At 40.4% G+C, this 22,460-nt stretch carries 23 protein-coding genes, 1 tRNA gene and 1 riboswitch; of the genes, 6 read left to right on the top strand and 18 right to left on the bottom strand.

From position 1 onward, the window contains the following. Positions 1–12 precede the first annotated feature (12 nt). From CFPU101_RS09070 to CFPU101_RS09060, 3 genes are all read right to left on the bottom strand, one after another. Positions 13–486 carry a chemotaxis protein CheW gene (locus CFPU101_RS09070; protein ID WP_206815038.1) on the bottom strand — a complete coding sequence of 158 codons (474 nt, stop codon included), beginning with the start codon at positions 484–486 and terminating at the stop codon, positions 13–15. A 20-nt stretch (positions 487–506) separates the two neighbouring features. Beyond that, positions 507–872 (bottom strand): PleD family two-component system response regulator, encoded by a 366-nt coding sequence (locus tag CFPU101_RS09065; RefSeq protein WP_206815037.1) that lies wholly within the window; start codon positions 870–872, stop codon positions 507–509. A 66-nt stretch (positions 873–938) separates the two neighbouring features. After that, positions 939–2,303 (bottom strand): response regulator, encoded by a 1,365-nt coding sequence (locus CFPU101_RS09060; RefSeq protein WP_206815036.1) that lies wholly within the window; start codon positions 2,301–2,303, stop codon positions 939–941. A gap of 742 nt (positions 2,304–3,045) precedes the next feature. On the opposite strand from CFPU101_RS09060, the gene CFPU101_RS09055 reads away from it, so the two are divergent. Both CFPU101_RS09055 and CFPU101_RS09050 read left to right on the top strand, forming a co-directional pair. Beyond that, positions 3,046–5,082 carry an elongation factor G gene (locus CFPU101_RS09055; protein WP_206815035.1) on the top strand — a complete coding sequence of 679 codons (2,037 nt, stop codon included), beginning with the start codon at positions 3,046–3,048 and terminating at the stop codon, positions 5,080–5,082. A 99-nt stretch (positions 5,083–5,181) separates the two neighbouring features. Next, positions 5,182–5,868: an SAM-dependent methyltransferase gene (locus tag CFPU101_RS09050; RefSeq protein WP_206815034.1), complete on the top strand. Its 687-nt coding sequence runs from the start codon at positions 5,182–5,184 to the stop codon at positions 5,866–5,868. A 7-nt stretch (positions 5,869–5,875) separates the two neighbouring features. Here CFPU101_RS09050 and CFPU101_RS09045 read toward each other — a convergent pair. From CFPU101_RS09045 to hslO, 10 genes are all read right to left on the bottom strand, one after another. After that, positions 5,876–5,960 (bottom strand) — tRNA-Leu (locus tag CFPU101_RS09045). Beyond that, entirely contained in the window at positions 5,939–6,814 is an 876-nt protein-coding gene (locus CFPU101_RS09040) for a M48 family metallopeptidase (RefSeq protein ID WP_206815033.1), read from the bottom strand. The genes CFPU101_RS09045 and CFPU101_RS09040 overlap by 22 nt, the downstream gene beginning before the upstream one ends. Positions 6,815–6,821: 7 nt before the next feature. After that, a complete protein-coding gene (locus tag CFPU101_RS09035) occupies positions 6,822–7,244 on the bottom strand; it encodes a M48 family metallopeptidase (protein WP_206815032.1) in 423 nt (140 codons plus the stop codon). Between the two features lie 59 nt (positions 7,245–7,303). Further along, positions 7,304–7,663 carry an iron-sulfur cluster assembly accessory protein gene (locus CFPU101_RS09030; protein ID WP_206815031.1) on the bottom strand — a complete coding sequence of 120 codons (360 nt, stop codon included), beginning with the start codon at positions 7,661–7,663 and terminating at the stop codon, positions 7,304–7,306. Positions 7,664–7,772: 109 nt separating this feature from the next. Then, the gene (locus CFPU101_RS09025; protein ID WP_206815030.1) at positions 7,773–8,603 is read right to left on the bottom strand and encodes an ABC transporter ATP-binding protein; all 831 of its coding nucleotides are present in this window, start codon (positions 8,601–8,603) and stop codon (positions 7,773–7,775) included. A gap of 17 nt (positions 8,604–8,620) precedes the next feature. Beyond that, entirely contained in the window at positions 8,621–10,051 is a 1,431-nt protein-coding gene (locus CFPU101_RS09020) for a CmpA/NrtA family ABC transporter substrate-binding protein (protein ID WP_206815029.1), read from the bottom strand. A 45-nt stretch (positions 10,052–10,096) separates the two neighbouring features. Continuing rightward, positions 10,097–10,951, bottom strand: coding sequence for a nitrate ABC transporter permease (gene ntrB, locus CFPU101_RS09015; RefSeq protein ID WP_206815028.1), 855 nt, complete (start codon positions 10,949–10,951; stop codon positions 10,097–10,099). 78 nt (positions 10,952–11,029) lie between these two features. Further along, positions 11,030–11,196, bottom strand: a riboswitch (cyclic di-AMP (ydaO/yuaA leader). Positions 11,197–11,430: 234 nt separating this feature from the next. Continuing rightward, complete coding sequence (locus tag CFPU101_RS09010; protein ID WP_206815027.1) at positions 11,431–12,612, bottom strand: ScyD/ScyE family protein; 1,182 nt, start codon at positions 12,610–12,612, stop codon at positions 11,431–11,433. Between the two features lie 90 nt (positions 12,613–12,702). Beyond that, a complete protein-coding gene (gene ispF / locus CFPU101_RS09005) occupies positions 12,703–13,182 on the bottom strand; it encodes a 2-C-methyl-D-erythritol 2,4-cyclodiphosphate synthase (RefSeq protein WP_206815026.1) in 480 nt (159 codons plus the stop codon). 72 nt (positions 13,183–13,254) lie between these two features. Next, on the bottom strand, positions 13,255–14,157 hold the full coding sequence (gene hslO / locus CFPU101_RS09000; RefSeq protein ID WP_206815025.1) for an Hsp33 family molecular chaperone HslO: 903 nt from the start codon (positions 14,155–14,157) through the stop codon (positions 13,255–13,257). A gap of 354 nt (positions 14,158–14,511) precedes the next feature. Here hslO and CFPU101_RS08995 point away from each other — a divergent pair, with 354 nt between their 5' ends. Both CFPU101_RS08995 and CFPU101_RS08990 read left to right on the top strand, forming a co-directional pair. Further along, entirely contained in the window at positions 14,512–15,267 is a 756-nt protein-coding gene (locus CFPU101_RS08995) for a HEAT repeat domain-containing protein (protein ID WP_206815117.1), read from the top strand. After that, a complete protein-coding gene (locus CFPU101_RS08990) occupies positions 15,251–15,874 on the top strand; it encodes a flavin prenyltransferase UbiX (protein ID WP_206815024.1) in 624 nt (207 codons plus the stop codon). The genes CFPU101_RS08995 and CFPU101_RS08990 overlap by 17 nt, the downstream gene beginning before the upstream one ends. Before the next feature lie 7 nt (positions 15,875–15,881). Here CFPU101_RS08990 and CFPU101_RS08985 read toward each other — a convergent pair whose 3' ends face one another. After that, positions 15,882–16,151, bottom strand: a complete 270-nt coding sequence (locus CFPU101_RS08985) for a hypothetical protein (protein ID WP_206815023.1) — start codon at positions 16,149–16,151, stop codon at positions 15,882–15,884. 61 nt (positions 16,152–16,212) lie between these two features. Between CFPU101_RS08985 and CFPU101_RS08980 the strand changes: the two genes are divergently transcribed. Beyond that, positions 16,213–17,016, top strand: a complete 804-nt coding sequence (locus CFPU101_RS08980) for a transporter substrate-binding domain-containing protein (protein ID WP_206815022.1) — start codon at positions 16,213–16,215, stop codon at positions 17,014–17,016. A gap of 13 nt (positions 17,017–17,029) precedes the next feature. Further along, entirely contained in the window at positions 17,030–17,560 is a 531-nt protein-coding gene (locus tag CFPU101_RS08975; protein ID WP_206815021.1) for a tetratricopeptide repeat protein, read from the top strand. 4 nt (positions 17,561–17,564) lie between these two features. Here the strand turns inward: CFPU101_RS08975 and CFPU101_RS08970 are convergent, their stop codons facing one another. Genes CFPU101_RS08970 through CFPU101_RS08955 form a run of 4 tightly spaced genes read right to left on the bottom strand, consistent with a single transcriptional unit; the run spans position 17,565 to position 22,424 of the window. Then, positions 17,565–20,009, bottom strand: a complete 2,445-nt coding sequence (locus CFPU101_RS08970; RefSeq protein ID WP_206815020.1) for a transglycosylase domain-containing protein — start codon at positions 20,007–20,009, stop codon at positions 17,565–17,567. A gap of 49 nt (positions 20,010–20,058) precedes the next feature. Beyond that, on the bottom strand, positions 20,059–20,580 hold the full coding sequence (gene mreD / locus CFPU101_RS08965) for a rod shape-determining protein MreD (protein ID WP_206815019.1): 522 nt from the start codon (positions 20,578–20,580) through the stop codon (positions 20,059–20,061). Positions 20,581–20,590: 10 nt separating this feature from the next. Beyond that, positions 20,591–21,343 (bottom strand): rod shape-determining protein MreC, encoded by a 753-nt coding sequence (mreC, locus tag CFPU101_RS08960; RefSeq protein WP_206815018.1) that lies wholly within the window; start codon positions 21,341–21,343, stop codon positions 20,591–20,593. A 40-nt stretch (positions 21,344–21,383) separates the two neighbouring features. Beyond that, a complete protein-coding gene (locus CFPU101_RS08955; protein WP_277988740.1) occupies positions 21,384–22,424 on the bottom strand; it encodes a rod shape-determining protein in 1,041 nt (346 codons plus the stop codon). Between the last annotated feature and the right edge of the window lie 36 nt (positions 22,425–22,460).

Genomic DNA, 22,460 nt, shown 5'->3' with positions numbered 1-22,460 from the left:
GGAACTGATTAACTAAACATTAATCAAGCCAAAATTTGAGGTAGATAAGCTAGAAAAAAAAGAGTCTGTGTCTAAAACTAAAATGATTTCTTCTTCTAAAATAATTGAGGTAGTAAATAAATTTTTAAACTGAGGTGAGAGAGGAAAGAAAGAAGAATTATCTAGATCTAGCGATAAAATACCATTCAACGCTTTAGCACTGAGGGCGATTCGTCGTCGCATTTCAAGTGTTTGAAGCGTGATCACAATCAAAGTCCAACTCGATTTTTTGATAGAAGGAGTAGGCGTTAAATCAAAAAATTGCTCACTGTCTAAAATCCAGAGTAGTGAACCTTGATAATTGGTGATTCCAGCCCAATAAGAAGCCATTCCAGGAAGAGGACAAATTTGCTGTTGTGGAATCTGAATAATTTTTTCAACATGAGGCAACGGTAGAGCGATTCGGAGCGCGTCCGCTAATTGAAAACTGAAATATTCTGGGTTCATAAGAGTTTTTAGCAATCAGTTCAATTAACATAACGTTCAACTGTATCAACGAGTTGTTGAGGAACAAATGGTTTTGTAATATAGTCGTTGCCACCTTGTCGCAGGGCCCAAAACCGATCAAAATCTTCTGCTTTTGAACTACAAAATAAAATTGGTAGATTTTGCCAGTTCTCATGAGCGCGAATTTTACGACATAGATCAAGACCACTTTCACCAGGCATAATAATATCAAGCAAAATTAGATCGGGTTGAGGATTGTTGTGTAGCCATTCCCAAGCTGATTCTGAACTATCAGTGACCGATACTGTAAATCCTGCATGAGTTAATAAAGCAGAAATTAGTAAACGTTCTGCTTGAGTATCTTCAACCACTAGAATGGATTTCATAAAGCTTCTTACTTGTTATATATACAATACGTCTTAGTATTAATATTCCCTAATTCATCAAAAAAATTATATTGAACAGGAAAGTGCTGTTAATCTGTGTACTACTTCAATTAATTCATTCGGATCAAACGGTTTAGTTAAATATTCACTAACCCCAATAAACTTAGCCCGCAAACGATCCACAAGTCCTTCGCGTCCTGTCAACATGACAACTGGAATATCTTTAAGAATGCGAGAACGATTTAACATTTGGCACAACTCATAACCGTTAATCTCTGGCATATTGATATCTAGCAAAATCAAAACGGGTTTGTGTCGAACTAAGACCGTTAAAGCTGATGCAGGCTCAGTAATTGATATCACTTGATACCCTACAGTAGAAAGAGTTCTAGTTACTTGTTGTTGTACAGTTTTACTATCATCAATACAGACGATACAAGGTGGTGAACCGTCACGATGCCGTGAAAAATTATTTTGTTTAAAGCTATTCTCTAAAGAACTGGTGTGAGTGTCTTTTTTTTCAACGATTGCAGTTGACGTATTTCTTAAAATGACCGACTTTTCTGGTTGATGATTAAGCGTTCTAGAAAGTGCTATTGTATTTGGTTCATTTAGCTTATAAGGTTGAGTTGAGATAATTGTTTTGTTCGTTAATTGGGGTTGACTCGTCGTGATGAGGTTTGTTTCTGTAGTGGTTTCTTGAAAGGGAAAAATTTGAATCGCTCCCATTTTGACCAAAGGTTGAAGTTTTAAACCAAGGGTTAAAGGACAAACTTGCATTTGAGTCGCTATCTCATACAAACATTTTTTTTGTGCTAAACTTTGTAGCCATGCTGAAAGAGATTGTGTTCCAAAAACGGTTAAAAATTCTCGCTCTTTGCTCCAAATTTGCCAAGCTTTATAAAAGTGGAATATTTTTTGAGAATCTAAACACAGACGGATAAAAGGTGAGGCAATTTCAGTTCTTAGTTGTTTCCAGTGATTAATTGAAGCCTGAAATTGCGCTAAAAAGTCCCGCCAAGAATAGTTAAGTATAGTCGGCTGTAACTGATTATTGGGTAAAAATGTAATTGAAGTTTGTTCTAAAGCTGATACCTGTATTAAGGTTTCTTGTGTAAGTTTAAGACATAATTGTTGTAGCTCGATAATCGGCAATTTTTGAGTTAGCCAATAATTACAAATCTCCTGATATTCCGCCATTTCAGAGTCAGGACGCAAAAAGTTTAAAGGGGCTTTAAATTTTTGACCTAAATAGGTAAGTCTTTCTTGTTGACCGACTAAACTGGTAGCATAATTAATCTGTCCTTGATTTAGATAGAGTTTCCATTGAATGGATAGATCTTTTGGATCAGTAATAATTAAACAACCTGTTTTGTTTTTTTGTGAGATTAGCTGCAAACACTCGGCAGGAGTAGTAATTTGCTCAGTCATGAGTGTATTAGATGTTTTTTGGTAAGGGATAGATCAAAAACTTAGGCAATATGACAATAGATAACCTGCAAGACTCAAGAAAAGTCTAAACAATTTTGTTATCATTTGTTTGCACCCGAATTCCGATTGATTATGCTTGATATGGATATTCTTAACGGTAAGCCATTCTCTCTATTCCCAATTTGATTAAATGCACTAAAATACTAATGTATTTCCATGATTGAAAAGTAATTTTAAATTAATTAGCTCCTCAAATATCTATTAATCATATCAATTCAATACTTTTGAGAATAACAAAAATTAATAATCATTAGCATCGTTGAAACTACGGAAATAGGCAACAAACTCTTGTTATTACTAGGGTAGAGAATTCCGTAAATTCACATAAAGCAGTGATTTTCACAAAGAACTTAATTTGTATTTTAAAACACAGTATTAAAATTTAATAGTAAATGAATTAAAAATATTTTAACTTTAATCTAATTGAAAAAGACTGATATAACTACATCTTTATTTTCAAAACTTAATCTTGATTTAACTTAGTTAACAATAGATGAAAATTGCTTTAAGAGAAGTTGCAATATTGTTCTAATTACCCACAAATGCGCTACTCTTCAAATCATAGAGAAAAATTCATATGGGATCATTTCTCTAAGAGTTTAACACTGAATCTTGGCGAATTGGGACAAAAACAAGCAGTGTTGAGCCAATGTTCTCTTAATGTATTCTTGGGGTAAATCAGATGAACCAAAATGCCATAGAAAACACCCGTAATGTGGCCATTGTCGGCCCTTATTCTAGCGGTAAAACCACATTACTCGAAAGCCTTCTATTTCTGACTGGAGCCATTACGCGCAAAGGAAAAGTCACAGAAGGTAACACCATTGGAGACAGTTCACCCGAAGCTAAAGAACGTCAGATGAGTGTGGAAGTCTCTACCGCTAGTACCACTTACCAAGATATTAACTTTACTTTTCTCGACTGTCCAGGCTCAATTGAATTTGCACAGGAAACCTATAATGCGCTAGTTGGTGCAGGAGCCGCTATTATTGTTTGTGAGCCAGTGATTGAGCGAGTCTTAACCTTAGCCCCTCTCCTCAAATTCCTCGATGATTGGGAAATTCCCCATTTACTCTTTATTAATAAAATGGATCGCTCTAATGCTCATTTTATGGATGTGCTTCACGCGATCAAAGAAGTTTCCAGCCGTCCTTTAATTCCATTACAATATCCAATTAATCGCAATGGCTCACTCGTTGGTTATATCGATCTCATTACCGAACAAGCCTACCACTATCATCAGGGCAGTCCCGCCGATCCCGTCCCGCTTCCTGACGATCTTAAAGAAGAAGAACACGCCGCCCGCCAAGAAATGCTAGAAACGATCGCCGAATTTGACGATCATCTTTTAGAAGAACTCCTTGAAGACATTGATCCCCCCCAAGACGAAATTATCCAAGACCTCAAACTAGAACTTAGCGCGGATCAAATTGTACCCGTTTTCTTTGGCATTGCGGATCAAGACTATGGTGTGCGCCCACTATTAGATGCTTTGATTAAAGAAGCTCCTGCCCCTGCTATTACCGCCTCTCGTCGCGGACTGACCCCCACAACCGATCATAATACGATCGTTCAAATCCTTAAAACTTACTTTACAGCACAAGGAGGCCGCCTTTCCCTCGTCAGGGTTTGGCAAGGGACATTAACCGATGGAATGCTACTCAACGGGGTTCGTGCGGGTGGCATTTATCGTATTTTAGGGCAACAACAACACCCCATTACTCAGGCAATGGTCGGGGAAATAGTCGCGGTTGGTCGTTTAGAAGGACTAACAACGGGCATGACGGCTAGTAACATGAATGGTGTTGCCGAATTACCCAAAGCTCATCGCTTAAAACCCGTTTACGCACTGGCGATCGCACCAGAAAACCGTAAAGATGAAGTCAAACTCAGTGGGGCAATGAGTAAGCTACTCGAAGAAGATCCCTCATTATATTGGGAACAACACGGCGATACTAAAGAAGTCATTCTTTGGGGACAAGGGGAAATTCATCTACAAGTTGCCTTAGATCGCTTACGTCGTAAATACAACTTACCGATGACGACCCATTTACCTCACATTCCCTATAAAGAAACAATTCGTCAAGTTTCTAAATCTCACGGACGCTATAAACATCAAACGGGAGGTCATGGTGCATTTGGAGATGTTCATTTAGAAATTAAACCTTTACCGAGAGGGGAAGGGTTCCATTTCCATGAAACCATCGTCGGGGGCGTGGTTCCCAGACAGTATATCCCAGGAGTCGAAGTCGGAGTACGGGAATATTTGTCACATGGGCCGTTAGGTTTCCCTGTAGTTGATGTGGATGTTACCTTAACTGATGGTTCTTATCATTCGGTAGATAGTTCGGAACAAGCGTTTAAAATGGCTGCCCGTATTGCGATGAGTGAAGGGATGCCAAAATGTAAACCTATTCTATTAGAACCTGTTGTCTCGGTGATCGTGACTGCTCCTGCTGAATATACCTCAAGAGTCTTACAACTAGTCAGTGGACGACGTGGACAAATTTTAGGTTATGAAGGGTTATCTAACTGGAAAGGATGGGATGAGGTCATGGCACACTTACCCCAAGCAGAGATGCAAAACTTTATTGTTGAGTTGCGATCGCTGACGATGGGTGTCGGTTTCTTTAAATGGGAATATGATCATTTACAAGAAGTCCCCGACAGATTAACCGATCACATTTTAGCCACTAATGGCAATGGACATCATAAATAGATAGCTTCTGATTGGGTTTGGACTTCCAACCTCTACAATATAATTTGTAGGGGTTGTGTTTCTAATCCCAATTATTTTTAGTGTTGAAAAGCGTCAAATATGGTTGTCAAACTAGATCAGATTGTTCCTTTTGGTCGCACTTTTGATGAATACAGCAAAATCTTTAATTTATCCGATGCTGATTTTAAAAAAGCGATTTTAGGTGTGGGTGACGGGCCTGCGAGTTTTAATGCAGAAGCGAAGCGCAAAGGAATAAAGGTTACCTCAATTGACCCAATTTATCAATTTAATAAAAATGAAATTAAACAGAGATTTGATGCAGTTGTTGATAATATTATTGAGCAAGTCAAAAATACGCCTAACGATTGGGTTTGGACATATCATCAATCTCCTGACGGTTTAAAGAATAATAGAATTAAAGCTCTCAATCTATTTTTAGAAGATTATGAACAAGGAAAACAAGAACAACGCTATTTAACTCAAGAGGTTCCTTTTCTCGCTTTTCAAGATATTCAATTTGAATTAGCTTTGTGTTCTCATTTTCTCTTTTTATATTCCGATCAACTCAGTTATGAATTTCACCTCAAATCGCTTTATGAAATCTTAAGAGTAAGTCAAGAAGTCAGGATTTTTCCTTTACTAACGATGATGCTGCAACCATCTCCTTATTTAGATGCGATTATCCGAGAATTTACGGACAAAGGATATCAGGTTTTTATCGAAAAAGTTCAATATGAACTCCAAAAAGGTGGCAATGAAATGTTAGTGATTACAAAATCAATCTAAATATTTATGGGCGGAGTCGGACTCGAACCGACACGGGGGGCTGCCCCGCCGCATTTTGAGTGCGGTGCGTCTACCAATTCCGCCATTCGCCCTTGAATTGCGTTTGTTTATTATAGCCTGTTTTGCGCTTTAAAAGCAAGTTAGAGTAAGCAGGAGAACTAGCCCAACGATCGATTTCTTTGGCTCTCAAAACAGGGACGGGATGGGTTAACTGTTGAGTTTGCGCTGATTTAAGCATTTCGCCTAGTTCACTTGAACTAAAATTTTCATAGGCTCTAGCTTGTTCTACAAACGCATCTAAGTTAAGCTGAGGGGCTAGAGTAGGAGATCCGCCAGCAAGTTTCATCAAAACGGACATGACAACTTTAGGATCTTGTACAGCCAATAAAGCCGCCCGATCGCAACTAAATTCAGCACATCTGACCCATTCTAGCATTCTGGTTTGTAGGGTCTGAGCGATCGCTGTTCCCCAACTGGGTAAAAGTCCCGCCGCAAGTACCATAATATTGGCAATGGTCAAATAAACACCATGTTCGCATTTAAGATGTCCCAGTTCATGGGCGATTACGGCTTGAATTTCTTCTGGAGTTAGCATATCAATGAGTGATGTATGCAACACCATAAAGGGCTGTTTCCCACGCATCGCAAAAGTATAGGCGTTAGGGACGGGGTTTTGTTGAACGTAGAGTTGCGGGGGTTCTAAGTCTAAGGTAGAACAAGCATCGATAAGTAATTTATGCAGATGAGGCAGTTGTTTTTCACTCACCAACACACTAGAGGCGATATTGTTGAGATAAAAGAACTGTTCGGCTACATTCCCTAGTATGCTCCTAATGGCGACATCAAGACCAGGGAGTTGTTTAAGAGTATTGGTTGCTTGTAGATCAAGAGGATGACGAAAATCATCTGCTTTTAGACCAATAAGTAATAATTTTTCAATTCCCATAGAATTTTTAGCTATTTAACCAAGATTTAATACGTTTTAGGCTATCCCAGTCGGGTTTTCTATTTAGTCCATCTTCGATATTTTCTTCGATATCTTGACGAATATCGGCATCAAGGGTCATAATTTGTTGAACCACTTGAATATGAGGACGTACACCCTTTTCACCTGAGTCTAGAAGGGCTAGAGCAAGATTAATTCTAGATTGAGGTGACGTGGCATCCAGTTTGACGCTTTTTTGGGCAGCTTTGAGGGCATTTTTAGGTTTATCCATTAATAAGTATAACCATGCTACACAAGCCCAAGCCGAGGCGTTTTTTGGGGCGCGATTGCAAATGTCTTCAAACACAGGGAGTAAGGTTTCTGGTTCTTCTCCTGCTTGATAACGTTTTAATCCTTCTTCAAAAAGTGTCGTTGTTTCTGTTTCTGTCATCTCTTTTTACGCTTGGTGTTTGTGGCTAGGTGGGTAAGTCGTCCCACCCCAACTTACTATTAAACACCAAAAGACTTACCACACCCACAAGTCTGAGCCGCGTTTGGGTTCGTAAATTGAAAACCACCTCCGATCATGGCGTTGCTGTAGTCTAAGACTAGACCATAAAGGTATAGTAAACTTTTGCGATCACAGATGATATTAAAGCCATTATAGTCAAAAACTTCATCGTGTTCGCCGATGTTATTAGGATCATCAAAATCCATCATATAAGACATTCCCGAACAACCACCCTGACGAACGCCAACACGCAGGTAGAGATCTTTGCCTTGTTGATCTCGTAACATAATCACGTGTTTGAGGGCGGATTCAGTGAGTTGAATGCCTCTTTGGGCTTGAGTTGATGTCGCTTGAGTCATCCTTTGCTCCAGTGTCTTGGCTTACTATAAATTTATTGATATTAGTTCTCATTCTATTCTTTATTCTAGCTAGTTTTTGAGTCGTTCTACTGCTTCAAAACGTAACGACTCAATCATCTTGGGTAAAATAACGATCTAGAAAATCTAAAGCATGATTGCGAAGATCATAATACTCCTGAGACTCTCGTAATTGATGGGGTTCACGCGGATGAGAGAATGGAACCCTGATTATCTCACCAATGGTTGCATTAGGCCCATTTTTCATCATGATAATGCGATCGGACATCAAGATCGCTTCATCAACATCATGAGTGACCATCATCACTGCTAATTTGTTTTGTTCACAAATTTTCAGCACTTGAAGTTGTAATTTTCGACGGGTTAAGGCATCTAACGCGCCAAAAGGTTCATCCATCAATAACATTTTAGGACGGATGGCTAAGGCTCTAGCAATACCGACTCGTTGCTTCATCCCTCCCGAAATTTCATCGGGATATTTATTCGCTGCTGCTGCTAAATTAACCATTGTGATGTGTTCGCTGACAATATGCTGTTTTTCTCGATGTGAGGCATTTTTATACACTTCATCTACCGCTAGACGTATATTTTCTTGAACGGTTAACCAAGGAAGTAAGGAGTAATGCTGAAAAACCATCATTCTTTCGGCCCCTGGTTTGCGAACTTCTTTGCCTTCTAAACATACGGTTCCAGATGTTGCCTTTTCTAAACCTGCAACAATTTTAAGTAAAGTCGATTTACCGCAGCCCGAATGACCGATAATCGAAATGTATTCATCTGAATTCATGGTTAGATTGATGCCATCTAAAACGACAAAGTTATCGCCTTCAGGAGTTGGATAAGCTTTAACTAAGTTGTCAATTTCTAGGAATTGATCGGCAAGCATTTCCGAGGAAGGATGAGAAAAATCGAATTGAGTCATATTAATTTGAGTTTTTTTTAAGATAAATAAAATAGTTGGGGTTGGTTTGCTCTAATTTCAAAACTTTTCAGATAGCCGACGGGATCACTCGGATCAAATCCTTTTTTGTCGATAAAAGCTTCTGGCGGCTCTATTTTATAATCATCTTTGGGGCACTCAATCCCCATTTCTGCGGCTATTTCTCGATATAAATCGGTTTTCCACGCTTTTCGAGCTAATTCTTCAGCATTTTTGGGAATTTCTGGAATTTGTCCCCAGCGTGCCGATTGTGTCATTAACCAGATACTATGTGATTGCCAGAGGAAAGTCGAGTGATTACCTGGAATTTGTGTTAAATCTTCAGGTAAATCGAAAAAAAGCGTTGTTTCTTCCGAATTAATCGTCCGTTTTTGGTCATCAAACCCGCCATAATTGTATTCTCCGACAATACCAGGACGAGTAAATTTATCAATGGGGCCTGTTTTAGGTTTAGCACCAGTGAAAGAACGATCGGTAATTAGTTTAGCCACTTCAGGACGATTTTTTGGATCGCTGCAATACTGACACGCTTCAATCATCGCTTTTACTAAGCTACGATAGGTTTTAGGATTTTCTTGAATAAAAGATTCCATGACCGCTAAAAGACGATCGGGATGACCCCGCCAAATTTCTCGACCTTGAGCAAAAGTGAAGCCCACCTGTTGACTTTTTTTACCTAATGGCGTGAGAGCGCGAGTGTTCCAAGGCTCGGCAACCATATAAGCTTGCATGGCTCCAATTCGCATATTACTCACCATCTGGGGCGGTGGAATAATGATCGTCCTAAATTCTTCATCGGGGCTAACTCCCGTAGTCGCTGTGAGATAACGGACAAAGTATTCATAAATAGATGAACTTAGAACAACTGCCCAAAGACGGCGGTCTATGGGTAATTTATCAAAATAATTGCGGAAATCCTGTCCAAATTCCTCTAAATTTCCCTTATATTCTTGCCAAGGACGTAGCCCTGCGTCCCACATGGCACGATTCATCGTCATCGCATTTCCGTGACGGTGGATCGTCATGGCTGCACACAAAGGGGCGTGACGTGCGCCTTCTGCACCTGTTCTAGCATTCGTCACCGCACCAGATACAACGGGTGATGCGTCCAAACGTCCGAAGATTACGCCATCCCGTGAGGTTCCCCAACTTGCCTCCCGACTGAGGGTGACATTGAGTCCATATTTGCGAAAGAATCCTTTTTCCCATGCGATCGCAAAAGGAGCGCAATCATTAACAGGAACAAAACCAACTTTTAAGTTAGGCTTTTCTAGGGTACTTGGATCAATAATGGGTTTGACGTTTCGTGCTGTTTCTGATAGCTGTGATAGACCTCTATTGCCACTAATACTACAGGAAGAAAATGTTAATCCTGCTGCCGTTGTGCCTAATGTATAGATAAATTTTCGTCGTGTCCAATTGTCATTCATCGTTAGTTTTTCCTGATTTAAAAGTCAAGGGTTATCGAATAAAAACTAAACGCTAACTTTTGCTTTACGATGGGTCACTAACGCTTGAATTTGTCCTAAGAGATAGTCTAAGAATAATCCCGTTAGACCAATCACTAAGACGGCTAAAAATACCGAATTGAGGTTTAAACGATTCCATTCATCCCAAACAAAAAAGCCAATTCCTAAGCCACCTGTCAGCATTTCGACCGCTACAATCACTAACCAAGCAATTCCTAAACTAATTCTTAATCCCGTAAAAATGTAGGGCAAACTAGCAGGAAGAATAATTTTAGTAATTTGTCTCCATCGTGGCATTTCTAAAACTTTTGCCACATTTAGATAATCTTGATCTACACTAGATACCCCTAATGCAGTATTAATGATGGTTGGCCATAAAGAAGTAATAAAAATCACAAAAATTGCGGAAGGATCAGCTAAATTGAAAATCGCTAGGGCAATGGGCAACCAAGCAAGGGGAGAAACAGGTTTAAATATTTGAATAATGGGATTAAGTGCTAACATGGCTTTTTTCGACATCCCAATTAAAAAGCCAACTGGAATAGCAACTAACGCACTTAAAATAAAACCAATTAAAACCCGTCTTAAACTGGCAATTAATAACCAGCCAATTCCTAAATTACCTGGGCCTCTATTGTAGAAAGGATTAAGAATATAGTCTAGATTAGCCATTAAAGCTTCGGGTGGTGTCGGCATTAAATCATCATTAAATAATGCTACTATCCACCACAGTACGATGATTCCAATAAATCCAGCTAAAGGCAGTAGAAAAGAATCTCGTAAAAAGAAGGGTTTAGATGATTTCCACGCTGACTTTACTGTGAGTAAAATCGCAGATAAATTAAGTAGTTGAATTGACATAGTTACACCAAGTCGAAGGCAAACTAAGACCAGCCAAGGACACTGATGGTATCATGCAATTTTAATAATGCTGATGCTCCAGTCTCCTCTCAAAGCCTACGAAGTTAGCTGACGGGCTAGGATTGAGAGTTACCCTTTAAAGACTTCCTTAAGATTTTTCTGAGTCGGAAATGTCTTTAATACGCCCCTTGTTTTGGTTCCTCCGTTCTAGCTCTCTCAAGAACTAGATTAGGCTGACTTGTTTGAGTTAATGAAAATTAGTCTAACACAATCTTTATAACAAGATAAAGGCTAGTTAAATGAATAAATGTAGGTAATCATACAGCCTACTTTAATCAATTGTTTTGATTATGTAGCCAATTGATCTTATCAAAATTCCTTATATAATACTTTTCTGAACAACCACCCTAAGACGTAATATGCTCATACATTTCAGGGTGGCTTCGGTTAGTGTTTAAATTGTCTAGTGATTGTCTTATTTAAGAATTTTTTGACTTACCTTTGGTTTTAAAGATCAAAACACAGGCAGAAGTTACTAATAATAAACCGACTGGTGATTGTTTTTCGGGAACAGATCGAAGTTCAATGATTTCCCCTTCTCCTGCAACATATCCCTGATTAGCAATATAAATGTTACCATTTGGACTAATAGCTAAACCAGTAGGAGTTGATATTTGGCTATAAACTTTTCTTTTTGTACCATTCGGGTTGATTTGCCATAGATTACCCGATAAATCTCCCCCTAAAACATTAGTCGCATATTCAAGGACATAAAGACTATTATCTGGGGCAAAAGCGATATCAACAATATTAGTAAAACCAGTGGCATAAACATCTAACACCCCTTGCTCATATCGATAAATATTGGCACCACCAGGAGGAAAAGGAAAACCTGTATACTGAGCTACATAAACAGCTTGATCTGATCCTACCGCTATTCCAGTGGGGACAGCTTGCATCGGAAAAGGATTCGGTAACCCTGGAATTGGATTAAATACATCACGCTGCGGAATGACTGTAACCGTAGAAATTGTACCATCTTCTGCGATCGTATAAAGTGCATTACCTCCGCCATCGGTTGCATAGATAGTATTGCCTTGAACCGCAACCGAAAAAGGATTACTAACGATATCCGTCCCATCTGGATTATTATTCAGTTCATAACTAGCAATATCTGTGACTAATGACCAAGAAGAAGGATTTGATAAATCAACTTTGATCAAATGTGCAAAATCATTTACCCCGACCACTGTATCACGGTTCGTGGGATCACTTGCAAAGCCAATCACACCATATAGATTACCATTGGCATCAAATGAGAGATCTTGAAGTCCTGTCGCATCTCCGCCATTGGCTAAAGCAAGAGACGGTAAACCCGTTGTAATGCGTTCAAGTGTATTAGTTTGTACGTTTAGACGTGCGATCGCGCTACTGGCACCATAACAGAGAGTTTCACCAGGTGCGCTAGGAGAAGGAACACACGCCCCATTTCCACCCGAACCTGCTTCAGTGATATAAAGTTGACCATCGGGGCCAAATGTCATTCCTCTAGGACTTTGTAAACCCGTTTGCAGAACCGTCGGAACAAAATTACTAGCCATAGCTGGCTGACTAGAAATTGCAAAAGTCGCCAAGGACATCCAGAAAATTCGTTTAAACATTTTTTGTCATTAGTTGTTTAAATAGATAATTCCCGATTTTATGCAAAGATCTAGCAATTTTGTGCAATTCCTTAAAAATCGTAATCTTATCTATTTTCTAACCAGTAAAGCCACTGCATAAGCGGCAATTCCTTCTTCTCGTCCCACTGGCCCTAATTGTTCATTTGTCGTAGCTTTGACGCTAATTTGCTCAGATGAAATCATTAAAGTTTCGGCTAATTTTTCGCGCATTTGTGGAATGTGGGGCTTTAATTTAGGTCTTTCTGCGACAATTACTGAGTCAATATTCCCAATTTGCCAGCCTTTTTCTTGAATAATCTGATGAACAGAAGCTAATAATAACAAGCTGTTAGCCCCTGCCCATTGCAGGTCAGATGGCGGGAAATAATGCCCAATATCACCTAAACTTAAAGCCCCAAGCATAGCATCCATAATCGCATGAGTTAGTACATCGGCATCACTATGACCCAAAAGACCTACAGAATGCGAAATTTTTAGCCCACCTAAAATCAGGGATCGACCTTCTACTAAGCGATGGATATCGTAACCGTTACCGATGCGAATAGACATAAGTTGATTGAGAAACGCGTCAAACTATCTTTATCCTCACACGAAAAGGAATCACACGAGCATTCATTGTGGTTAAACGGTAGCTTCCTGTAAATCATTGATTAACTGCATGAGATGGTCGCTACTCGCATGATATACTTCATTACAAAAATGACAGGTGGCTTCAGCCCCGTTATCTTTTTCGATCATATCCAGTAACTCATCTTTACCCAATAATTTCAGGGCGCCTAAAACTCTCTCAAAAGAACATTTACAGTCAAAACGTACCATCTGAATTTCGGGTAGAATGACTAAACCTAAATCACCGAGTAACTGCCCAAAGATTTCTTGTAATGTTTTGCCTGAACGTAATAGCGGTGTAAAACCACTTAATTCACTAACTCGTGATTCTAGAGTGGCTACTAAAGCTTCGTCTCTAGCTGCTTTGGGCATCACTTGTAATAAAATTCCACCCGAAGCAGTCACGCCATCTTGTCCAACAAAAACACCGACTAAAAGAGCAGATGGGGTTTGTTCAGAAGTCATCAAATAATGGGCAACATCTTCCCCTACTTCTCCTGAGATTAATTCAACTGTACTAGAATAGGGATAGCCGTAACCTACATCCCTAACGACATATAAATAGCCTTCATGTCCAACGGCACCACCAACATCTAATTTACCTTGAGCATTCGGCGGTAATTCGACATCTGGGTTATCAACATAACCTCGTACTGTACCATCTAAACCCGCATCAACCAGTAAACCCCCCATCGGGCCATTACCTTTGATGCGTATATTAACTCGTGAATCTTCGCGTTTCATACTCGATGCCAGTAATAAACCCGAAGACATTGCCCGACCTAACGCGGCTGTTGCGACATAAGACAGTTTATGACGTTGACGTGCTTCTTCTGTAAGACGTGTTGAAATCACTCCTACTGCTCTAATACCACCGTCTGCTGCTGTTGCACGAATTAATTGATCTGCTGCCATCGTGATATAACCTATAATGCTTAGTTGATGTGGATCTTTGAAAGAAAATCTGACCGTAAATTTGTTTCGTCTTATTTCTTCACGCTTTTTGGTCGTTCTTCCTTCATATAAGTTAACAAAATTTTAATGCTAATCAAATGGGTGATGAGCGCAAAAAAATACACTTGACAAAATGCCATTAATATGTATTAAATAAGATAAATCAGTCAAGATTTCTAAGGCTTTTGAGCGTTGTTCAACGATACTGAGAACAAGCTTTTAGGTAGTGCAAATGTAAAAAAAGAGTTTGAAACAATCAGCAAAATCATTCTTAAGAATTCCCAAGTGTATCGAGGTAATGGTAATCTAGCTATTATGTATGACGATGATGAATTTAGTCTATTAGCCCTACAAGACGAAATCGATAGCCCTCTGGATCACTTAGACCCGATCGAAGAGAGTTCCTCCTCACTTCAAAATCCAGAACCGATGTTACTCTTGTTGACAGCCCCCAATGCACCACAACGAATGTTGGCGGCAAGAGCTTTTTGCGAATTACAAGAAGAACGGGCGATTCCTCATTTAATTAATTTACTCACTGATACCTGTCCTTTAGTGCGGGTGAGTGCGACTTATGCTTTGGGACGAAATCCTAGTTCAGATGCCGTAGAACCCTTAATCAATCTCTTAAGTAAAGATTGGAACGGTTATGTTAGAAAAGGTGTTGTTTGGGCTTTGGGAAACTGTAGCGATCGCCGCGCCCTCCAACCATTGATTCATGCTCTAAAAACGGATATTTCTGCGGTTAGACTGTGGGCCGCAAGTAGTCTATCCCAAATCGCTAAAATTGATTATGAAGACGTAATTACTGCCATTCCGCGTTTAATTGGCAGCCTGAGACGGGATGAAGTAGCTGCTGTTAGAAGTAACTGTGCTTGGGCAGTTGGGCAATTATGCCGAGAACTCCCATTAAATGTCGTTTATGCGACTGCGATCGATGCTTTAATTGAAGCTTTAGTAGAAGATGAAGATTTAGGGGTGAAAGAAGATGCCAAAGGAGCTTTACTTAAAGTAGGTGATCCGCGTGGTCTTCAAATGATTGAGGAATTAGAGCTTGAAGGAATTATCTAAAGAAAAACCGCTTATTATTGGAATTAGTGGCGCATCAGGGCTGATTTATGCAGTTCGTACCCTCAAATTTCTCTTAGAGGCAGAATATACCATTGATGTTGTGGCCTCTAAAGGATCTTACATGGTTTGGCAAGCTGAAAATAATATTAGAATGCCTGCTGAACCTGATTTACAAGAACAATTCTGGCGCGAACAAGCAGAAGTATTAACATCAGGAAAATTACGCTGTCACCGTTGGGGAGATGTCGGGGCAACGATCGCCAGTGGGTCTTTTAGAACTCAAGGAATGCTGATTATTCCCTGTAGTATGAGTACTGTTGCTAAACTGGCTAATGGTTTAAGTTCAGATTTACTCGAACGCGCTGCTGATGTTCAAATAAAGGAAGGTCGTCCGTTAGTCATTGTGCCACGAGAAACGCCTTTTAGTTTAATTCATCTGCGAAATTTAACCACTTTAGCTGAAACGGGGGTTAAAATTGTGCCAGCTATTCCCGCTTGGTATCATAAACCTCAAACCGTCGAGGATCTCGTCGATTTTGTCATTGCTCGTAGCTTAGATCAATTAAATATTGATTGTGTTCCCTTAAACCGTTGGGAAGGACATTAATTATTTTTCACTCACTTGATCCTTCTCCTCTACATTTTTGACATAAACCTTCTTGAAGATCAGGGGTAGATGATAGACAAGAATAGCAGATCTCAAAATAATCGGTATAACCGTCTAGAATTTCGCCAGAATTACAGTCATGTCTCCAACAAGCAATTTGAAGAACTTCTTTAATCAGTTTCTGTCTTTTTTCTAACTCCAGATTATCAAATAGTTTCTCACGATAAAACAATCCGAGAATAGAGTTAAGCATACGGCTTCCTGAGTGATCGGACATCTTTAATTTTTTCTCCTACGCTTAAACGACATTTTCTCATTAAAAATAGTACAAAAAAACTATGAAAAATTTAAAAAAAATATCTAGTTTGACTTTTATTTTGATTACTCTTTTAGGATTATTTTCTCACTCAACACTAGCGGCGGAATTAGAAGAAATTATAAAACGCGGTAAGCTAGTTGTAGCAGTAAAAGATAATATGCCTCCCTTGGGTTTTAAGGATGCTCAAGGCAATATACAAGGATTTGAAATCGATATCGCTAGAAATTTGGCGCAAGAGTTATTTGGTGATCCTCAAGCAGTCATTTTTAAACCCGTTAGTAATTTAGAGAGAATTCCCATCCTTTTAGACGGAAAAGTTGATTTAGTCATTGCCAGAATTTCTCAGAATTCTTCGCGTTCTCATATTGTCGATTTTAGTAACTTTTATTATTTAGACGGTACCAGTATTGTTACAAAAAATCCTAGTTTGTCTTTAGCGTCACTGAACAATCGTAAAATAGCTGTTTTAGAGGGATCGGGAACGATCGCCATTTTGCGTTCACAAATTCCAGACGCTCAACTGATTGGTGTAGAGTCCTATCAAGAGGCTTTGGTCTTGTTAGAATCAGAAAAGGCTGATGGCTTCGCAGCCGATGATAGTGTTTTAGCGGGATGGATTAAAGAATATCCCCAATATCGACTATTACCGATCGCTTTATCGGGTGAGCCTTTGAGTGTAGTAATGCCGAAAGGTTTACAATATGAAAGCTTAAGGCAAAAAGTCAATAGCGCGATCACACGATGGCGCGTCTCAGGTTGGCTTAAAGAGCGAGCTATGTTTTGGGGTTTACCGATCACCTCACCAGTTAATCGTCAACCTTAATTTATACTGAACTATGGATGATAATTTACCCGTAATTTATTTATCAGGATTACTGATTTTTGTCGCTGGATTAGCTATTTTTGTTTTAATCCAAATCGTTAGAACACGGCGTTTTGAAGGACGTTTTAGCCGTTTACAAAAAAAACTTAAAGAAGAGAAAGGAACGGCTAAAGAATATTATGAATTAGGCAGTATGTTTTTAGATAAAAAGCTTTATGTTCAAGCAATTAATTTATTACAAAAAGCCTTAAAAGCAGAGGGAGAAATTGATCCAGAGAATAAAGCCCTCATTTATAACGCATTAGGATTCTCTTATTATGCACAAGAACAATACGAACTCGCAATCCGAAACTACAAAGATGCTATTAAGTTATATCCTCAATATGTTATTGCACTAAACAACTTAGCCAACATATACGAGAAAAAACAAATGTCAGCTAAAGCCTTAGAAACCTATGAAGAAACCCTAAAATACGAACCGCAAAATAGTATTGCTAAACGTCGCGCCGAATCCCTCCGTAAACGATTTATCGCTCAAAGATAGTGATTTACTCAGTTTTATAAGCCGCAGGGGGCGCAGGTGGAGCTATATCGGAGGCGGGCGAAACCTCAATCGGGATTGAAGCTTCAACAGCAGGAGTAATCGGAATTGACACAGAACGAGTTGGGGCTCCTACCGTTGGCTCGCTAGAACGATAGGAACGGGTACGACGGGTCACAGTTCGAGTTGGCGAGACGTCTTGAACTGATGCTGTATTGCCTCTCTTGCGCCGTCTGGAGGGTCTTTCTTCAGTACTACGGTTGGGGGTAACTTGTGCGCCCTCAGTGATAACAGGCATCGTATAGAAGCTTTTACGCGGTTTAACAGGTTCCTTTTTAATAACGGGTTTGCGTCCCTCAATTTTCTCAGGTAGCGGGGGAAAAGGTTGATAGGAAATATCTTTAATGATATCCATCATGTACCAACGCCAAACCACAGCAGCCGAACTAGAAGCCCCCCATGTATGTTGATTATTATCATTGCCTAGCCAAATGCCTGTGACTAACTGAGGGACAAAACCGACGAACCATAAATCTCTTGCTTTATCAGTGGTTCCCGTTTTACCAGCTACAGGGCGACCAATTTGTGCCGCTTGACCAGAACCCGAATTAACCACACCCGTTAGCATCCAAGTCATAATTGAAGCAGTTTCGGGGTCAATGGCTTCTCTAGTTTCAGGTTTATTTTGATAAATCACGTTACCTTTACGGTCTAAAACTCGGCTAATGCCATAAGCTTTGTTATAAACACCTTCATTAGCAAAAGTGGCGTAGGCGTTGGTTAATTCAAGAGGTGTAACTTCCCATGAACCCAAAGCGAGGGAATAAGTCGGCTGTAGTTCAGATTCGATGCCCATTGCCTTAGCAATTTTAATAATCGGGTTCCAACCGACATCAACCAAAATTTTGACGGCTACCACATTCAAAGAAGAAGCCAACGCTTGACGCATAGAAACATAATTTCCTGTATATTTATCGCCAAAATTTTCAGGTTTATAACCATCTACCGTATATTCAGCGTTCATATACCCTTGATTTGGGGAAACACCAGCCGCGATCGCCGTTGTATAAACAAAAGGTTTAAAGGTTGATCCAGGTTGACGTTTGGCTTGAGTCACACGGTTATATTGATTTTTCTCAAAATCATTTCCCCCAACCATCGTTTTAATTTGTCCCGTTCTGGGATCAATCGAGACTAAAGCCGCTTGTTTAAAACGTTCCCAACGTCCATAGGTTGAAAGACTTCTTTGAATTGCTGCTTCTGCCTGACTTTGCCAACGTGAATTTAGGGTCGTTTCTACCGTAAGACCCCCTGCTTGTAATACCTCTTTGGATAGATATTTGGGTAGTTCTTTTTGAATATATTCAGTAAAATACGGAGCTTTGCGTGCCATGCGCTTAAGTGGGCTAGGATTGGTCACCAAAGGACTATCGATCGCTTTCTGTGCCAATTCGGGGGCAATAAACCCTTCTTTTTCCATACTTCTAATGACAAGATCGCGTCTTTCTTTGGCAGCTTTTGGATTTTCTAATGGAGAATAAACACTTGGAGCGGGAACAATTCCTGCTAAAGTAGCCACTTCTGCTATAGTTAATTGATCGACAGGTTTACTAAAATAGACCCAAGCTGCATCACCGAGTCCGTATGCTCCTGAGCCGAGATAAACTAAGTTTAAATATTGTTCTAAGATCTGTGATTTATCAAATTTTTCTTCTATTTTTTGAGCAATTCGCATTTCTTTGAGTTTACGTCCCATGCTGCGTTCTTGGGACAGAAAAACAATTCGGGCGAGTTGTTGGGTGATCGTGCTACCGCCTTCTACTACGTCTCCTGCTTTAATATTAGAAAACATTGCTCGTAGAATGCCTTGGGGATCGACCCCGCTATGATCTTGGAAACGTCGATCTTCTGTGGCGATAAAGGCTTGTAATACGTGATCAGGAATTTGCCAAATTTTGAGCTTATCGTGGGTTACGGGGCCAATTTCTTGTAAAACGGTACCATCGGAGGCTTGAATGGTCATCGTTCCAGGTGGTGTATAGGTCAATACATCATCAACCGATTTGGGGACACCGCTTTCGAGATGAACAAACGCTAAACCTGCCGCGATCGCACTTGCACTCGCCCCTAAGCCCAAGCCTAACCAAAACCAGAATTTAGGGTTTTTATGAACATTTTGGGCAATTTTTAGGGAATTTTGATAAACTACTTGAGTCGCAGGGTGTAGAGTTTGAAGCAGAGAACGATTCGAGTCTGGCCGCTTTTCAGTTGCCGTCGGAGTCGCTCTTGATGAATCAACTGGAGGCAGTCGCCGTCGTCTGCGTCGGTTAGAGGCGCGGTTGGCAGCAGGAGTTTTCGGTCGTTCGGGGCGTTCAGTCTCTATTCGATTAGCCAGAGAATGAAGGATTTGACCTAAGCGTCTTTTTATTTTAGAACCAAAGTTATCTGACACGCCGACACCTCATACAATGAACAATTCACAAAATTCCTAGGGGATGTCATTATTGTTGCAGTTTTTCCCACCAGGAATGAAGGGGATAGTAGAATGCTGGAGTCCAAAGACTACTCAGCACAGCACTAGAAAGAGCAATTCTTTGATAGTCTAGCCAAATTTCGTCAATCGGACGGAGTTCCATCAAAGCATATTGGAGTGCGATCATTGCTTCTGCTACTAAAGCCAGAATAAAAACTAATAAAACAATTGTAATCAAGTCTTCTTTAATATGGCGTTGCAAACGAGCCGTGATAAATCCGACGATGACCAAAACCACCACATGAGAAGGAATTGAAGAACTCATACTATCTTGAAGCAGACCCAGGGTTAAACCCGCAATCACCGAGGATAAAACTTTGTGTTTCAGACTCCAAGTCACCACCCAAATTAAAAACCAGTTTGGCCCCACGCCTAACAACTCCATCCCAGGTAAACGAGTGGGCGACAGCAGTAGGCATAACACAACTGAACTAATCATCAATAACCCGTTTAACAGTTGGCGTTGTCGAGGTGAAAGTTTAGCGATCATAGCGGTTCGTTTAGTGGGGATTTTCTAGAGGATGAACAATAACCCATTCCAATTTATCGATCGCTGCGGTAAACTCAATTTTGGCTTCTGGGGCGGGATTTTTTTCTAACATGACCTTTTGCACTCGTCCGATGGGTATACCACTGGGAAATAAGCGGCTAACTGAAGAAGTTGTAATCACATCACCCGGTTTAACATCAGGCACTTTCTCAAAAAATTGCATCATCGCCACTTGAGATCCTTGTCCTTGAATTCGACCCATCGAACGACTACGGCTAACGGATGCCCCTACGCGACTACTAGGATTACTGACTAACAAAACACGACTTGTATTCGGAGTTGTATCGACCACCCGACCGACTAAACCGCCGATTCCTGTAACCGCCGCCCCGACAGCGATTCCATCTTGACTACCCCGACCTAGAATAATTTGTTGCCACCACTCATCCGCACTACGACCGATGACTGGCGCGGTAACAACGGGTTTTTTTTGAGATTCAAAGTATTTAACTAAGATTTTGAGTTGTTTATTTTGTTGTTCAACATCTTTCAATCGTTGTTCGAGTTCCCATACCCGTCGGTCAGTGAGTTGCTGTTCTTGAAGCTTTGCTGATTCGGATTGGAAAGGACGTGAGAGCAACGCATAAAGCTCTCTTATTGCCCCGCCAGAGGTTTGACGAATCAACCAAGCGATGAGAAGAACTAAACTAACTAAAACGATTTGTAAGCCGTGCTGAGTCCATTTACGTCGCACTGTAAACATGGGTGTTTGAGAAGGATATTTTGTCTTTGGGTGATGACCGTTAGGCGGTGCGAGAAGTTTCGCTGAGAATCCGTTCTAGTAATTTCTGGTTTTTCAAAACTTCACCTGTTCCTTTAACGACGCATCTTAAGGGATCTTCAGCAACATGAGTCACAATTCCAGTTTCATGACTAATCAGAGTATCCAAGCCCCGTAATAATGCCCCGCCACCCGCTAACATGATACCGCGATCGATAATATCGGCGGCGAGTTCGGGTAGGGTACGTTCTAGGGTTCGTTTCACGGCATCGACAATGACAGAAAGGGGTTCCGACATACTTTCGCGGATTTCTTCACCTTTAATGGTTACTGTACGGGGTAAACCAGACATGAGGTGTAGTCCTCTAACTTCCATCATCGGCTCATCTTCCCCAGGTAGCGGATAAGCAGAACCTAAGCGGATTTTGATTTCTTCGGCTGTACGTTCGCCAATAATCAGGTTATGTACCTTTTTGAGATATTGCACGATCGAATCCGTCAACTCATCTCCTGCAACCCGTACCGATTCGCTTAAAACGGTTCCCTGTAAACTCAAAACCGCGACTTCTGTTGTACCACCACCAATATCAATAATCATATTTCCAGTAGCTTCAGTTACGGGTAAACCTGCACCTAAAGCGGCGGCAATCGGTTCATCGATTAAACCAACTTCTCGCGCACCTGCTCGCATGGCGGCTTCTACAACAGCCCGTCTTTCTACGCCCGTAATTCCACTGGGAATCCCAATCACCATCCGAGGATTTCCTAAAGGATTTCCTTCATGAGCGCGGCGAATGAATTCGGCTAACATTATTTCAGCACTGTAAAAGTCAGCAATCACACCATCTCTGAGGGGACGCAATGCGGTCACATTCCCGGGGGTACGACCGAGCATTTTTTTGGCTTCTTCCCCAACAGCAAGCGGATTTTTATCCTTGTCGATGGCGACTACTGAAGGCTCTTCTAAGACAATACCTTTACCTGAGACATAAACTAGGGTGTTTGCTGTCCCTAAGTCTATCCCCATATCTCTCGATAGAGAAAAGCGACTAAAGAAACCCACTGGCTCTACTACTCCTTATAAGAAAGAACTTGCAAT

This window comes from Chroococcus sp. FPU101, from assembly GCF_017312365.1.
GTDB lineage: Bacteria > Cyanobacteriota > Cyanobacteriia > Cyanobacteriales > Microcystaceae > Chroococcus.
Note: the sequence above shows the minus strand (reverse complement) of the source record. Positions and strands in the feature narration are given on the sequence as shown.